At 38.1% G+C, this 14,861-nt stretch carries 12 protein-coding genes; 4 read left to right on the forward strand and 8 right to left on the reverse strand.

Features of this window, described 5'->3' with window-relative positions:
* Positions 1-47: 47 nt before the first annotated feature.
* From B7E04_RS20975 to katG, 4 genes are all read right to left on the reverse strand, one after another.
* Positions 48-392 (reverse strand): four helix bundle protein, encoded by a 345-nt coding sequence (locus B7E04_RS20975; RefSeq protein WP_080780465.1) that lies wholly within the window; start codon positions 390-392, stop codon positions 48-50.
* A 50-nt stretch (positions 393-442) separates the two neighbouring features.
* Positions 443-1,753, reverse strand: coding sequence for a ribosome biogenesis GTPase Der (gene der / locus B7E04_RS20980; protein WP_080780466.1), 1,311 nt, complete (start codon positions 1,751-1,753; stop codon positions 443-445).
* 589 nt (positions 1,754-2,342) lie between these two features.
* Positions 2,343-4,097 (reverse strand): tetratricopeptide repeat protein, encoded by a 1,755-nt coding sequence (locus B7E04_RS20985; protein WP_080780467.1) that lies wholly within the window; start codon positions 4,095-4,097, stop codon positions 2,343-2,345.
* A gap of 312 nt (positions 4,098-4,409) precedes the next feature.
* The gene (gene katG / locus B7E04_RS20990; protein ID WP_080780468.1) at positions 4,410-6,689 is read right to left on the reverse strand and encodes a catalase/peroxidase HPI; all 2,280 of its coding nucleotides are present in this window, start codon (positions 6,687-6,689) and stop codon (positions 4,410-4,412) included.
* Between the two features lie 331 nt (positions 6,690-7,020).
* Here katG and B7E04_RS20995 point away from each other — a divergent pair, with 331 nt between their 5' ends.
* Both B7E04_RS20995 and B7E04_RS21000 read left to right on the forward strand, forming a co-directional pair.
* A complete protein-coding gene (locus tag B7E04_RS20995) occupies positions 7,021-7,482 on the forward strand; it encodes a heme-binding domain-containing protein (RefSeq protein ID WP_080780469.1) in 462 nt (153 codons plus the stop codon).
* A 10-nt stretch (positions 7,483-7,492) separates the two neighbouring features.
* Entirely contained in the window at positions 7,493-7,906 is a 414-nt protein-coding gene (locus B7E04_RS21000) for a thiol-disulfide oxidoreductase DCC family protein (protein WP_080780470.1), read from the forward strand.
* Positions 7,907-8,207: 301 nt separating this feature from the next.
* On the opposite strand, the gene B7E04_RS21005 is transcribed toward B7E04_RS21000, so the two are convergent.
* Positions 8,208-9,635 carry an alpha-amylase gene (locus B7E04_RS21005; RefSeq protein ID WP_080780471.1) on the reverse strand — a complete coding sequence of 476 codons (1,428 nt, stop codon included), beginning with the start codon at positions 9,633-9,635 and terminating at the stop codon, positions 8,208-8,210.
* Positions 9,636-9,823: 188 nt separating this feature from the next.
* Between B7E04_RS21005 and B7E04_RS21010 the strand changes: the two genes are divergently transcribed.
* Positions 9,824-10,492 (forward strand): DUF4290 domain-containing protein, encoded by a 669-nt coding sequence (locus tag B7E04_RS21010; protein ID WP_062649678.1) that lies wholly within the window; start codon positions 9,824-9,826, stop codon positions 10,490-10,492.
* The gene (murA, locus tag B7E04_RS21015; RefSeq protein ID WP_062649680.1) at positions 10,492-11,799 is read left to right on the forward strand and encodes a UDP-N-acetylglucosamine 1-carboxyvinyltransferase; all 1,308 of its coding nucleotides are present in this window, start codon (positions 10,492-10,494) and stop codon (positions 11,797-11,799) included. The genes B7E04_RS21010 and murA overlap by 1 nt, the downstream gene beginning before the upstream one ends.
* Positions 11,800-11,875: 76 nt before the next feature.
* On the opposite strand, the gene B7E04_RS22290 is transcribed toward murA, so the two are convergent.
* The 3 genes from B7E04_RS22290 to B7E04_RS21030 form a co-directional block, all read right to left on the reverse strand.
* Complete coding sequence (locus B7E04_RS22290) at positions 11,876-13,795, reverse strand: DUF2207 domain-containing protein (RefSeq protein ID WP_080780472.1); 1,920 nt, start codon at positions 13,793-13,795, stop codon at positions 11,876-11,878.
* 3 nt (positions 13,796-13,798) lie between these two features.
* A complete protein-coding gene (locus tag B7E04_RS21025; RefSeq protein WP_165439485.1) occupies positions 13,799-14,350 on the reverse strand; it encodes a LemA family protein in 552 nt (183 codons plus the stop codon).
* A gap of 187 nt (positions 14,351-14,537) precedes the next feature.
* Complete coding sequence (locus B7E04_RS21030; RefSeq protein WP_080780474.1) at positions 14,538-14,852, reverse strand: NIL domain-containing protein; 315 nt, start codon at positions 14,850-14,852, stop codon at positions 14,538-14,540.
* Positions 14,853-14,861 lie beyond the last annotated feature (9 nt).

Here is a 14,861-nt window from a genome sequence, read left to right on the forward strand (position 1 = left end):
TGGTGTGATGATTTGCTAATTTGATGATGCGATGATTGTTGAATCCACTAATATCTCTTGGCAGATGAAATTATTTTAGATAGCAGTTTCTGAATACTTAGCAGCTGGACTTTTAAAGCCGGATCAAAATTATAGTTCTCAGAGTTTTCACAAAGCAATAACCAGTATTCCGCTTCTTTAGCTTCTTTGTCGGCAATTTTCAATTTGTGGATAAAATCGGCTCTGCTTTCGGCACTTTGTGCTTCAAAAACATTAGCTCCAATTGAAGTTCCCGCTTTCATGAGCTGGTTTGCAATGACAAACTTTCTGCTATGCTCAAGCAATTCAGTATATTTAATGATGTCTAACGAAAACCTGATACTTAAATCTAAAATTTCATTCTTTCTTTCCATATCGTAATTGACATTAGCACATCATCAAATTAACTCATCATCAAATCGTTTTATTTCTGTCTGAAATACACTTCGATCGGAACTCCGGTGAAACCGAATTCTTTTCTCAATTGGTTTTCAGTAAATCTTTTGTAAGGTTCTTTTACGTACTGCGGTAGGTTGCAGAAAAATACAAACTGCGGAGACGGCGTCGGAAGCTGTACACAGTACTTGATTTTAATATATTTTCCCTTATTCGCCGGCGGTGGAGTCTGCTCAAAAATAGGAAGCATCACTTCATTCAGTTTTGAGGTTTTGATCTTCTTTTTGCGATCTTCATATACTTGCATAGCCACTTCCACAGCTTTCAGGATTCTTTGTTTGGTTAAAGCTGAAATAAACAAAATCGGGATATCATGGAACTGTCCGATCTTATCTTTGATGGACTTCTCGAAATCACGCATGGTGTTGGTCTGCTTGTCTTCTACAAGATCCCATTTATTCACCAGAATTACAATTCCTTTTCTGTTTTTCTGCGCCAGCCCGAAAATATTCATATCCTGAGACTCCCATCCCAAAGTGGCATCCACCATAACAATAACCACATCTGAATATTCTATGGAACGGATGGACCTCATCACGGAATAGAATTCCAGATCTTCATTTACTTTGGATTTTCTTCTCATTCCGGCAGTATCTACCAGAACAAACTCGTGTCCGAATTTATTGTAAAGGGTCTGGATACTGTCTCTTGTGGTTCCTGCAATATCCGTTACAATATTCCTTTCCACATCAAGTAAAGCGTTCGTCAAAGTAGATTTTCCTACGTTCGGACGTCCGGCAATAGTGATTTTAGGCAGGCCTTCAAACGGGTCTTTGTATTCCGTTGTGGGAAAATCTTTAACGATATCATCTAAAAGATCCCCGGTACCTGATCCTGTAGCGGAAGAAAGTGTATAATATTTATCAATCCCCAACTGATAGAATTCAGTTGCAGGAAGTTCTTCTTTGGCCGAATCCACTTTATTGATCACAATGTAGATGGGCTTGTTTGATCTTCTTAGAAGACGGTAAATTTCGTAATCGGTATCGGTAAGACCTTCCTCTACATTCATCATAAAAATGATTGAGGTAGCTTCATCTACTGCCAGCTGTACCTGCTTGCGAATTTCTTCTTCAAAAATATCATCCGTTCCTACATCATATCCGCCGGTATCAATAACCGTAAAATCTACCCCGTTCCAGTCGGATTTTCCGTAATGACGGTCTCTGGTAACACCAGCCGTAGAATCTACGATGGCTTCCCTTTTTTCCAGTAAACGATTAAAAAGTGTGGATTTACCTACGTTGGGACGCCCAACGATTGCGACAATATTTGACATAAAAATGTTTAATAAATAAAATTATTAATGGGTATCTCCAACTTTTGGAGCCCAATTTTTTGCAAAGATAGGATTTTATTATTTAGCTTTCCAAAATTGGTAAATTGCATTAACCGGCACAGGGATTTTTAATAAAATAACCGTCTGAAGTCAGACGGTTATTTCTTTTTTTCATCAAATGTGTTTTTAAATTTTTCAGATTTTTCAAGCTTCCCAACCTTTCTGAAAAATTCAGACCCAATCTCTACTTAACACTTTATAAACTATTACTCTTAAAGTGCCGGATAAAAATTAATTTAAACTTTCAGGTTTATTAATCTTTATAATTGCGCCGAGTGTTTTATGATGAGCCAAAATTATAGAACACAATGGTAAAAAGCAGAATTTAAACCGTTACTTTTTGTTATGTAAAGCCAGGTTCAGTATTAAAAAAATGTTAACTATAAAAAAGTAACAATTTAATTATCAGAATTTTAAAAATTAAAATCAATAAATTCAAAAAAAGGTAAAATTCACCATTTTTATCGTTAAAAAATTTCAATAAACAATAAAAATAATCCGTAAAACCTGAAGAAACCTACAGAAAATTTCAGATGTTTTTTAAAAAGCTATTCAGATCCACTTCTCTTCCTACATTCATTTTTGTTTTTATTTTTGTTTTATATACTCTTGCACTACCTTCTGTAATACTTTCAAGAATGGATATCTCTTTTGAAGACAGTTCTAATTTATAATATACACAGAATTTAAGTTCATTATTGGTTAAAGAAGGAAATTTTTCAGAAAGCTTTTGAATGAACTGTTTATTCTCTAATGAACTTTCATTAATCAGGTCAAAATTCTTTTTATCAATCTGGATCAGATTAGTAATTTTGAGAAAAAGATCGGTGACCATTTTTTCTGCGTCAATATTTTTTGATCTTTTCATTTTTCTAATATTCTCCAAAAAGGTTTTCTCTGTTTCTATCTTTAAATTAAGACCTAAGTGCAGGTTGGTAATTTTATCTTCTTTTTGTTTTAAGTCCTGTTCTAAAATTTCTTTATTTTTTGTCAGGATAATTTTTTCTTTCTCTACAAGCTCTTTCTCTTTTCTGTTTATTTTTTTTATGGTATATATTGTAATCACAAAAATTATAATGATAAGACATACGGCCATCATCATTAATCTGTTATTTAACTTCTGATCATCTATTTTATGCTGATGTTTCTGATCAATATTTTTAATAATAAAATTATTAAGCACATCTGAGATATAAGTAAGGTTTTTAGCTGATTTTTCTTCATTCTCATGATGCAGTACAACTAGTTTCTTACAAAGAGATCTTACGGTCTGTGTATCATTTATTTTTAAATAATAAGACTGGATCATTTCATTGATCAGGATTTTATCCGGAATGGTCTGGATTTTAGCTTCAATTGATTTTCCATACTCCATCATCTCTTTCATTCTATCGGCCTGACCGGTATCATTGTAAAGCGCAAACAAGTTCGTCACATTATTGACAGCTTCATTATACAACATCTTTTTAGATTTATAAAATTCCAGTTCCTGCAAGAAAAAATGTTCCGCTGTCCGGTAGTCTTTAGCCTTATAATAAAAATCACCCAAATTACCTTTAATTCCTGTCAGAAAAGCAATTTCGTCATTGCTTAAATTCTTCCCGCTTTCCAGAATCCTGACGGCTTCCCTACCTTCTTTAATTGCAAGATCAAGCCTTCCCATTTTATCATAACACAAAGCAAAATTATTGTGCATGGAAGATACAAAGATCAAATCTTCTCTGCTCTTTTCCAGGTTATGAAGACATTTATTAAAATAATGCAGAGCCTGGGTATATTTTTTATTATTATATTCCAGCCTTCCTTTCAAATGGTATAAATGGGGCAAATAGTATTTTTTACCTAATTTTTCATCAAGTTTTATCGCTTCATTAAGAAACTGCATTGATAGCTTGGGCGATTTACGTTCAAATTGATACGCAAGATTAAAATTACATGCTATTGTAATATAATCAAACTCGTTATTATTAAGAAAAAGCAACTCGTATACAGTAGGAATTTGCTCAATGCCGGTGTCATCATTCTTATCCCCTGAATTTTCAAAATTATAATAAAGCTCTACATATTTACTGCTTATCTGGTATTTACGCTCGCCTGTATTCTTATATTTTTGAAATTCCCTGTTTTGTAATAGCCTGATTTTCTCCGGATGCCCTATCATACCAGATACTTCCTCATTGATATCATGAAAGTAACTGTTCGTTTCCTCTTTGGAAGAATGACAAGAAATAATAATCATTAAAAGAAGGAAGAGGGTTGAAATTTTTACAATTTTATTTTTCATAAATTTATTTTTTTCATCATTATCTTAAACTATACAATAAAAACACACTCAAACAACATAAATTATTTCAACATATAATGAATTTTGTAAAGAAAAAGTAATTAATGCCTCAAAAATAGAGCCGAACTCAATTATTCTTATTCCTAAAATAGTATTTTAGCTACAGCAACAGCATTAATTTACAATAGATTGAAGAACAAAACCCTATAAATCAATCAATTAAACCCACTACCTAAAAAAAAACATTATTAACCATAAAAAAAATCCCTGACCGTCAATGGTCAGGGATTAAATCGTACTTTAAAATTTTTCCTATTTCAGATCAAATCTGTCTAGGTTCATGATTTTAGTCCATACTTTTATAAAGTCTTTTACAAATTTAGCCTGAGCATCATTGCTTGCATACACTTCTGCAATTGCTCTTAATTCAGAATTTGAACCGAAGACCAAATCTGCACGGGTTGCTGTCCATTTCGGTTGTCCCGTTGATCGGTCTGCACCCATATACAGTTCATTATCTTCTGATATTGACTTCCATTGGGTATTCATATCCAGAAGGTTAATAAAGAAGTCATTGGTAAGAGTTCCCGGGCGGCTGGTAAATACACCATGTTTAGATCCGTCAAAATTCGTATCCAGCACACGCATTCCACCAATCAATACCGTAAGCTCGGGTGCTGTCAGTGTTAAAAGCTGTGCCTTATCAATTAATAATGATTCTGTGGAAACACTGAATTTTCTTTTCAGATAATTACGGAATCCATCCGCAGCAGGCTCCATATAGCTCATAGATTCTACATCGGTCTGTTCCTGCGAAGCATCCATTCTGCCTGGAGCAAATGGCACCTTAAGATCATATCCGGCATTTTTTGCCGCTTTTTCCACAGCCGCGCTTCCTGCCAGTACGATCATATCTGCTATTGATATTTTTTTTCCTCCAATTTGGGAATCATTAAATTCTCTTTGAATTTTCTCCAATCCATCCAAAACTCTCTGAATATTAGAAGGATTATTTACCTCCCAATCCTTTTGAGGGGCAAGCCTTATTCTGGCTCCGTTGGCACCGCCTCTTTTGTCGCTTCCCCTGAATGTAGAAGCAGAAGCCCATGCAGTCGATACCAACTCAGAGGTGCTTAAGCCGGAGTTTATTATTTTTTCTTTTAAAGCTTCCACATCAGCTTCGTTCACCAGCTCATGGTTTACTTCCGGAATAGGGTCCTGCCAGATCAGCTCTTCCTGTGGCACATCCGGTCCAAGATATCTTGCTTTCGGTCCCATATCTCTGTGGGTAAGCTTAAACCACGCTCTTGAGAACGCATCAGCAAAAGCATCAGGGTTTTCATAAAAATGTCTTGAGATTTTCTCGTAAGCAGGATCCAGTCGCAGCGAAAGGTCCGTGGTCAGCATGGTAGGTCTGTGTTTTTTTGCAGGGTCAAATGCATCCGGAATGATTTCTTCCCCATTCTTGGCTACCCACTGATGAGCTCCGGCCGGGCTTTTCGTAAGCTCCCATTCATTTTCGAAGAGGTTTTTAAAGAAATAATTACTCCATTCAGTAGGAGTTTCGGTCCAGGTTACTTCCAATCCGCTGGAAATGGCATCTGCACCTCTTCCGGACTTATAGCTGCTGCTCCATCCTAATCCCTGAAGCTCAATTCCTGCGGCTTCAGGTTCTTTACCTACATGATCTGCAGGTCCGGCACCGTGAGTTTTCCCGAAAGTATGTCCTCCTGCAATCAGGGCTACCGTTTCTTCGTCATTCATAGCCATACGTCCGAAAGTATCCCGGATATCTTTAGCCGCTGCAATAGGATCTGGATTTCCGTCCGGACCTTCAGGATTTACATAGATAAGTCCCATCTGCACTGCTGCAAGCGGTTTTTCCAGATTCCTGGAGTGAATATCCCCATCTGCATCATCATCGGAAGGAAGTACACCATGTCTTTCAGCTACTCCTTCTGAACCGTGAGCGTAACGCAAATCACCGCCCAGCCATGTTTTTTCCGAACCCCAATACACATCCATATCCGGTTCCCATACATCTTCACGCCCGCCTGCAAATCCAAATGTCTTAAAGCCCATAGACTCCAGCGCTATATTCCCGGTAAGGATCAGAAGATCCGCCCAAGAAATTTTGTTTCCATATTTTTGTTTGACAGGCCATAACAATCTCCTGGCTTTATCTAAGCTTACATTGTCCGGCCAGCTGTTCAGGGGAGCAAAACGCTGCTGCCCTGCACCGGCTCCGCCTCTTCCGTCACCTACCCGATAAGTCCCGGCGCTGTGCCAGGCCATACGGATAAACAGAGGACCGTAATGTCCGAAATCGGCAGGCCACCAATCCTGAGAGTCTGTCATCAGGGCATGAAGGTCTTTTTTTACAGCTTCCAGATCTAGGCTTTTAAATGCTTCAGCATAATCAAAATCTTTGTCCATAGGATCTGAAAGTGAAGAGTGCTGACGAAGGATATCTACCCTCAGCTGTTCCGGCCACCAATCCAGATTTTTGGTTCCTCCGCCAGCCACGGCGTCTTTTTTCATAGTTCCGTTGTGGAACGGGCATTTACTGATGTCATTCAAATCATTTTCCATTGTCGTTTAATATTTTTTATGTTGATTACTACGTTTATTTTTAAGACAAGACAAACTTACGAAGCATGTCCTATAAATACAATCTATTAATTTTAATTTAAGCCATAGTTAAAAACTATGATTCATCCTGTTTTACAAAATCTCTTAATATAGAGTCAAAACGGGAACAATAATTCAATTAAGTTAGTAAAAATTCAGGGACATCTATATATAAAGCAAGAGTAAAAATCCATATTTAGAATGATTCAAATGAGTATTCTACAATTTGATAATCAGCTCATTCTATTTCATAAATTTTAATTATTTTTATATGAATAAAATGCGAATTGATATGAAAAAAATAGTGGTTGTCCTGCTTGTAGCCTTTATTATTATTCAGTTTTTTCCGATTGACAAAACCAATCCGCCACTTACTCCCGGCATGGATTTCCTGAAGATCAAGAACACCCCGGAGCCCATCGCAAAAACCATCCGTACCTCTTGCTACGACTGCCATTCCAATGAAACCCGATATCCATGGTATTCGAATATTTCTCCGGCTTCATGGTTTGTCAAAAATCATATCGACGAAGGAAGAAAACATCTTAATTTTTCTACCTTTGCTACGTACGAACCAAAAAGACAGGCTCATAAGCTGGAAGAATGCATAGAAATGATTGAAAAGAAAGAAATGCCTCTGGAATCTTATTATGTAGGACATCAGAATGCCAAACTGACAGATGCCCAGCGTAAGGAACTTGCAGAGTATTTCAAAAAAGAAAAAGAAGAAACCGAAAGGAAAATGGCATTTTAAATTCAACGTTATGCGGAAGAATTGGGAAGATAAACATATTGTATTTTTTGACGGCGACTGCGGCGTTTGCAATTTCTGGGTACAGTGGATCCTGGAACGGGATCATCACGACCGGTTTATGTTCGCTTCCCTGCAATCTGATTTCGGACAGAAATTCCTGTCTGAAAGAGGTCTGGAAACTAAGGCATTCAATACTTTGTACCTCTGGAAACCCGGTCAGTACTATTATATAAAATCACGTGCAGTTCTGCAAATTGCCAATATCCTGGGTGGAATTTACAAGCTTTCTGCCGCAGGAAAAATACTTCCTGCTTTTTTAAGTGATAAGGCTTATGATCTCGTTTCAAGAAACAGGATGAAAATTTCCAATCAGAAATGTTTTCTCCCTGATCAGCATCAGAAGAAAAAATTTATTGAGGTCTAGTTTTGTTATTAGTCTCAAAGTTGTGGTTATTTTTTTATTTCCCACAGATGGCACAGATTTTCACAGATGATTGTGGATATTTGTGGAAATTAATTCGTGCAATTTGTGTTTAAAATCAGGTTTTGGCTAAAAACAGAGGAAATTATGATCTATATTTAAACGGGCTGAAGCCCGTTTCTATTGATGATTGTTCTATGTTTATTATAAATTATTTCTTTAGAGACTTCCGGACATTTTTCAATTTTAATTTTCGTTTTAAGAAAAAAGCAAAGATGAATCACCTTTGCTTTTATTTTGATATTTATTGGTTCAGAGACCATATTGAATAAGAGTTTGGGGGACACTGGATTTTTACATATTTATCTCCCTGGGTCGTTGGATACCAGCTTGAGTGTCCTGTAAAATCTTTGATCTGCTTACTGCTCCAGTTAGTTTCCACCCATCTTTCCTGCCAGCTGGAGGAATTATTGATATAGACCACCAGTCCCGGATTTCCGTTGTAACCATTACGTCTGGCAATATACTCATCGTTATCCGTATACAGGATAGAGGTTGTTCCTGTGGCTTTGTTGTTATGAATCCAGATCAGATTATTTAATCTTTCTTTATTCAGCCATTCTTCATAATCCCGGTAGAAAATAGTGGGATAGCCTTCATGGGTAAGAATGTAGGCATAGGCCGGCATTTTGTTGTAAATAATATCGGTGTCATGATTGGCCACAAAGGTAACCGCTTTGTAAGGATTTCTTTTCCACATCATGTCATCATTCAGCACATTTAAGTTCCCATTGTCAAAAGCTTCATCCATTTTATAGTATGCGGCAAAATCGAATACGGAACTGTTGGCATTGTTCGCCCACCACTCCAGGGTATTTACATTGGAATCCCAAAGTTCCCCGACTGAAAATCCGCCAACATTTGAATTCCAGGTATTGACTACCCATGGTCCGAAGCCTTTCACATAATCAAATCTCCAGCCATCAAACTTCATTACATTTTTGTAGTATTTTCCTACAGAATCGTCTCTTCCCCAAAGCCAGTCCTGAACATACGGATTGGCGTGGCATAAATCCGGAAATCCTCCAAAGGCACCTTCGTCATTATTTCCGTAGGAATTTTTGTAGAAATCATTATAACTTCTTTGGAACTTTCCGGAAGAAATTCCTGAGAAATCCGTCCAGGTATTGGTTCCTGTAAACGGATTGGCCTGGGACTGCCCGCCACTGTTATGGTTGATCACAATATCCGCATATACCTGCATATTTTCTGCATGTGCTTTTGTAATCAATGCTTCCAGCTCGGTTCTGGAGCCAAAACGGGTTTCTACACTTCCATTCTGATTAAAGTTTCCAAAATCATAGTAATCCGTAGGGTCATAACCCATAGAATAGGCTCCGTTCTGGGCTTTTGATGCGGGAGGAAGCCACACGGCACTGATTCCGGAATCCGACCAGGCGGTAAGCTTATCTTTAACAACATTCCACCAGGTTCCACCTTCAGGGACATCCCAGTAAAAGCCCTGCATTAAAACACCTCCACCGGGACCGGAAACGAATTTTCCGGCTGCTGATCCTGATCCTGTACTGAACGGACGGCCATCATGACTGGTAACATTTACAATTTTATTATGAACTTCTTCTTTCTTAAGATTTTCATTTTCATCCCTGTCCTGACAGGCATTAAAAGCCAGCATAGCCAGCATCGAAACGAGTACATGTATTTTTTTCATTATCATATTTTAATTATTAATCTATTAACTAAATTACAATTTTATTAAAACAAATTCTATAAAATGTGAAATATTTTAATTCCTGCCTGGCGATTTTCTTTAAATACTGCATAAAAATTTCATTAAAAAATCATAAACTTTTAATATTTTGAAAGCAATTTTTCTTTTAATCCATATATTTGCATACTATGGAATACAATACCCAAAAAACCCAGCTTCACATGCCGGAATACGGCAGAATCATACAGCAGTTGGTTGAACGCTGCAAAGAACTCCCTACCAAAGAGGAAAGGAGTGAGATGGCTATGGCTATCATCGATTTTATGGGTCAGAGAAACCCACAGCTTCGGGACGAAGAAAATTATAAGCATAAACTTTGGGATCATCTTTTCATTTTAGCAAATTATGATCTTGATGTGGAATCACCATATCCTTTTCCTACCAGGGAACAGCTTGCAGAAAGACCTAAGAAAATGGAATACCCTAAACTTCAGGGAGATTTTAAGTTTTACGGAAAGAGCATTCTTCAGCTGATTGAAAAAGCTATTGAACTGGAACCGGGGGACGAAAAAGAAGCCCTGATTGAAGTGATTGCGAACAATATGAAGAAGTCCTATAATGTATATAATAAGGAACATGTAACGGATGATGTGATTTTCCGCCATCTGAAAGAGCTTTCTGAAAACAGGCTGGACCTTACGGGAATAGAATCTCTGGAAAAGAGCAAAATCTATTATACGAACAACAGCAACAACAGAAACAGCAACAGCAATAACCGAAACAACAACAGCAATAACAATAATAAGAACCAGACCAACAAAAGAAGGCATAACAACAACCATAAAAACAGAAAGTAATGAGTGGAACATTTCAGATAAGAGGAGGAAAGAGACTGCATGGGGAAATCACTCCACAAGGGGCAAAAAATGAAGCTCTACAAATTTTATGTGCGGTTTTGTTAACAGATGAGGAGGTAAGAATTAAAAATATTCCGGATATCCACGATGTGAACAGACTGATTGAAATTTTAGGAGATTTCGGGGTCAAAGTTACGAAAAACGGTCAGGGAGATTTCACATTCAAAGCGGATCAGGTTAATTTTGATTATATAAAGTCCCACGAATTTAAAAAAGACGGCGCCAAACTAAGAGGCTCTATTATGCTTATGGGCCCTATGCTTGCCCGCTACGGAGAGGCTTATATGCCGACTCCGGGAGGTGACAAGATCGGAAGAAGAAGATTAGACACGCATTTCCAGGGACTTGTAGAGCTTGGTGCTGAGTTTAACTATGATGAAGAGGAATATTTTTATTCATTAAAAGCCAAAGAGCTCAGAGGAAAATTTATTCTTCTTGAGGAGGCTTCTGTAACCGGAACAGCCAATATCGTTATGGCTGCTACCCTTGCCAAAGGAAAAACAAGAATTTACAACGCCGCCTGCGAACCTTATCTTCAGCAATTATGCAAAATGCTGAACAGGATGGGTGCGAACATTTCAGGAATTGGTTCCAACCTTCTTACGATTGAAGGGGTAGAATACCTTCGCGGTACAGAACACACGATGCTTCCGGACATGGTAGAAATCGGCTCATGGATAGGTCTTGCCGCCATGACGAAATCTGAAATCACCATCAAAAATGTAAACTGGAGCCAGCTTGGCGTAATTCCCAATACATTCAGAAAATTAGGAATCCAGCTTGAGCAGAGCAACGATGATATCTTTATTCCAGCCCAGGAAAATTACCGCATCCAAAAGTTTATCGACGGATCTATCCTTACAATTTCGGATGCTCCATGGCCGGGATTCACACCGGATTTATTATCAATTATTCTGGTAGTAGCCACACAGGCGAAAGGAAGCTTACTGGTTCATCAGAAAATGTTCGAATCCAGATTGTTCTTTGTAGATAAGCTGATCGATATGGGCGCCCAGATTATTCTATGTGATCCACACAGGGCTACGGTTATCGGGCTGAACCAGGAAACCCCGCTCAGAGGGACTACCATGGTTTCCCCTGACATCAGAGCCGGAAACGCTCTTCTGATTGCAGCGCTTTCTGCAGAAGGAAAATCTATTATCCACAATATTGAGCAGATCGACAGAGGGTATGAAAATATTGACGGAAGGCTGAAAGCCATTGGTGCTGATATTGAAAGAATTTAAAAATATTTTTACAGAATAAAAAAGCGTTCAAAAGTTAATTTGAACGCTTTTTTTATTGTTTTTCAGAACAGCAGGCTTACCAGCCCCCACCGCCACCGCCGCCTCCACCACCGCCGGAGAATCCACCACCACCGGAACCACTACTTGAGCTGGAAGGTTGGGTAGATGCAGATTGTATGGATTGAGTAAGGCTTGAGTTCAGGGTGCTTGCAAAAGCATAATGATTCAGGGTACCACCATAATACCAGCTGTTTTGGTATTCTGCGGCAGTTTTTTTCAGCAGGTCATCAAATCTCTGCCCCCAGATCTGATCCACTCCCATTACCATGGCAAAAGGAAGCAATGTTTCAAAAACCTGCGGCGTCATCTGAGGAGGATTATGAAATTTCAGCTGCTCATTTTCTGCTGCGCCCATATACATTTTGAATCCGTCTATTAAAGATTTTTTTCTAAGCTTTTCTTTGGATGGCTGCTTGATGAGATACTGGTAAAACATCATGACGCAAAATGCAAGAGCAATAAACATATAGCATACATTGAAATTAAAATAATCAGCGCCTGATGACAATGAAGAAACAATTCCTCCTACCGCCAGAATGATAACAACAGATACCGGGATCAGAAATTTTATACCAAGATTTCTGAACAAAAACGACACGAAAATAAATACCAGGAAAAGGATAACATATAAAGCTGCGCCAGCAAAAACCCTTTCAAATTCGGGAAGTATCCGGTAGCTTACCCATAACCCAACAGCATACATCAGACTGATGAGGAATAATGGAAGCATCAGCTTTTTTGTATTATTTCCTTCATTTAAGAAGTCGTCATGCTGGAAACTCAGTGTTTCTTTGAAATTCCGGACTGCTTTTTCAATTTTTGAATTGTATTTTCCGTCAAATTCTACTGAATCCGTGGTTTCCGAAAAAAGACTGTTCATGAGGTTAATTTCCTCTTTGGGAAGAGCTTCATCCGCTTCTTTCAGTTTCTTCAGGGTAAACGTTTTGGAACTAAAAAAACCGAGCACACCATCACTTTCACCTTCTATGATTCTGACATATCCTTTTACAGCGAGATTGACGATAGCTGCCGTTAAGTATTTATTTTTAAAAGTTTCACTGCTGATATAACCAAGAGAGGCCGGTGAAAAATTTTCGGGAACATTAAACTGTGGATAAACCGTAGGGCTCTGGGGATCTATTCCATATTTCATCCATGTCGAATAGAGATACAGGATCAATCCCAGTAAAAAGATGAATTCTGAGATCAGAATCCCATACTTTTCCAGGAAACCAGGCGGCGGTGGCGGTAGCATCAATCCTTTTTTGAAACCTACCGCAATGGTAAGCCCCTCATTAGCCCGAAGTCCTGAAGCCCCCCACTCTATAGAATGGTCTGACAGTACATTAACTGTACAATTTTGATTATTACTTCCATAGGCTCCGGTATAGCAGGAATTCTGAATAATTTCAGCTCCGGCAGGAAGATTTACTTTTGCAGAGACTGTATCTGCGTCAAAATCCCAATACGTTCCGTTGACATTCCAGTAAAATTCATCATACTTATCAAAGAAACCAATCTGGTTCTCTGTTTTATATTTTATTTCGTAGTCGTAGGTTCCAGGATTCAGGATTACATCTTTATTTCCGGCATATATTTTTAAATAGCCGTCTCCGGTTTCTTCATGATAGTCTTCGCGTTCCCCGTTTTTCTTTACTGAAATAATGGTATATCTTACTTTCTGGTTTTTATTGTTCAGATTTCTGGACAGGGGAAGCGCACGGAAAATCCCTCTTTTGATATTATTTCCGAGGCTGTATACCCTGATATTTTCAGTAACGGTGATTCCCGATTTTTTGTCTACATCAATATCGGAATGAAAGGAAAGAATTTTTTCCGGCCCTGCAGTAGACATCTGATCCGTTATTTCCCCATTGGTCTGGGCGAAGGCTATGCAAAAAAACTGAAGAAGGAAAAGCTGCAGCCACTTTTTCATTTCTTAGAATTTTACGGTTGGAACTTGTCTTTCTGCAATATTTTCCAGTTCAAAGAATGGTGATTTCTCAAACTTATACATATTCGCGATGATATTGCTTGGAAAAGATTCCACCAAAGTATTGTTCTCACGAACTGTTCCGTTATAATATCTTCTGGATTTTTCCACGTCATTTTCTATAGAAGTAAGCTCGCTCTGCAGTTGCTGGAAATTGGCATTTGCTTTCAGATCCGGATACTGCTCGGCCACGGCAAACAAATTCATCATCGCCTGATTCAGATTTTTCTCTGCTGCTTCTTTAGCCTGAAGCGAATCTGCACCTACCGCCTGGGTTCTGGCCCTGATCACACTGTCGAGGGTTTCGCGTTCATGGGTAGCGTAGCCTTTCACCGTTTCCACAAGATTGGGAATCAGATCATGCCGCTTTTTAAGCATCACATCTATACTGCTCCATGCTTCCTGAACCAGGTTTCTCAGTTTTACAAGACGGTTATAGATAGATACTGCATAAATAAGGCATACTGCAACTACAGCAATAATGATAAGTATGGTCATAATTTTATATTTTGTTCCTTAAAAATAGTATTTTTTTGAATCGGAAGCAGAAATTAAAACTACAACAGGACTATTTTAATGAAATTTCATGCAAGCGGTGTTCATTGAGCAGCCAGACATATGCCCACAAAAAAAGTACCCGATAGAACCGGATACTTTCTTGTAATTAAAACTATATGAATCTCCCCTAAAAATACTTCCGGCAGTTGTATTCCACCGCAGTACTTAAAAGTTTATTTTTATTCAGATAAAATTCCAGCAGCTGGTAATCTTCTGAATTGACATTAATGTATAACTGTACCGAACCAAAACTGTTTCCGTTTACATACTCCACGTTGGCAGACAACACCCTGTGACAGATCCCAAACTGATTGTAAATGGTGTTCATCAAATGTTCAAATTTCATTTTCCCATTCAATTCTATTTCCAGTATCAGTTCTTTTTTGGGCAGGTTAATTATATTATTAGGTATTACCTGCAGCGTAGGATTTGGTGTAATCATCACTCAACA

The organism is Chryseobacterium phocaeense (assembly GCF_900169075.1).
Lineage (GTDB): Bacteria > Bacteroidota > Bacteroidia > Flavobacteriales > Weeksellaceae > Chryseobacterium > Chryseobacterium phocaeense.

Bases quoted from the DNA above. Each gene is read 5' to 3' on its own strand.
- B7E04_RS20975 (WP_080780465.1), bottom strand. From the start codon at position 392: ATGGAAAGAAAGAATGAAATTTTAGATTTAAGTATCAGGTTTTCGTTA.
- der (WP_080780466.1), bottom strand. From the start codon at position 1,753: ATGTCAAATATTGTCGCAATCGTTGGGCGTCCCAACGTAGGTAAATCC.
- B7E04_RS20985 (WP_080780467.1), bottom strand. From the start codon at position 4,097: ATGAAAAATAAAATTGTAAAAATTTCAACCCTCTTCCTTCTTTTAATG.
- katG (WP_080780468.1), bottom strand. From the start codon at position 6,689: ATGGAAAATGATTTGAATGACATCAGTAAATGCCCGTTCCACAACGGA.
- B7E04_RS20995 (WP_080780469.1), top strand. From the start codon at position 7,021: ATGAAAAAAATAGTGGTTGTCCTGCTTGTAGCCTTTATTATTATTCAG.
- B7E04_RS21000 (WP_080780470.1), top strand. From the start codon at position 7,493: ATGCGGAAGAATTGGGAAGATAAACATATTGTATTTTTTGACGGCGAC.
- B7E04_RS21005 (WP_080780471.1), bottom strand. From the start codon at position 9,635: ATGAAAAAAATACATGTACTCGTTTCGATGCTGGCTATGCTGGCTTTT.
- B7E04_RS21010 (WP_062649678.1), top strand. From the start codon at position 9,824: ATGGAATACAATACCCAAAAAACCCAGCTTCACATGCCGGAATACGGC.
- murA (WP_062649680.1), top strand. From the start codon at position 10,492: ATGAGTGGAACATTTCAGATAAGAGGAGGAAAGAGACTGCATGGGGAA.
- B7E04_RS22290 (WP_080780472.1), bottom strand. From the start codon at position 13,795: ATGAAAAAGTGGCTGCAGCTTTTCCTTCTTCAGTTTTTTTGCATAGCC.
- B7E04_RS21025 (WP_165439485.1), bottom strand. From the start codon at position 14,350: ATGACCATACTTATCATTATTGCTGTAGTTGCAGTATGCCTTATTTAT.
- B7E04_RS21030 (WP_080780474.1), bottom strand. From the start codon at position 14,852: ATGATTACACCAAATCCTACGCTGCAGGTAATACCTAATAATATAATT.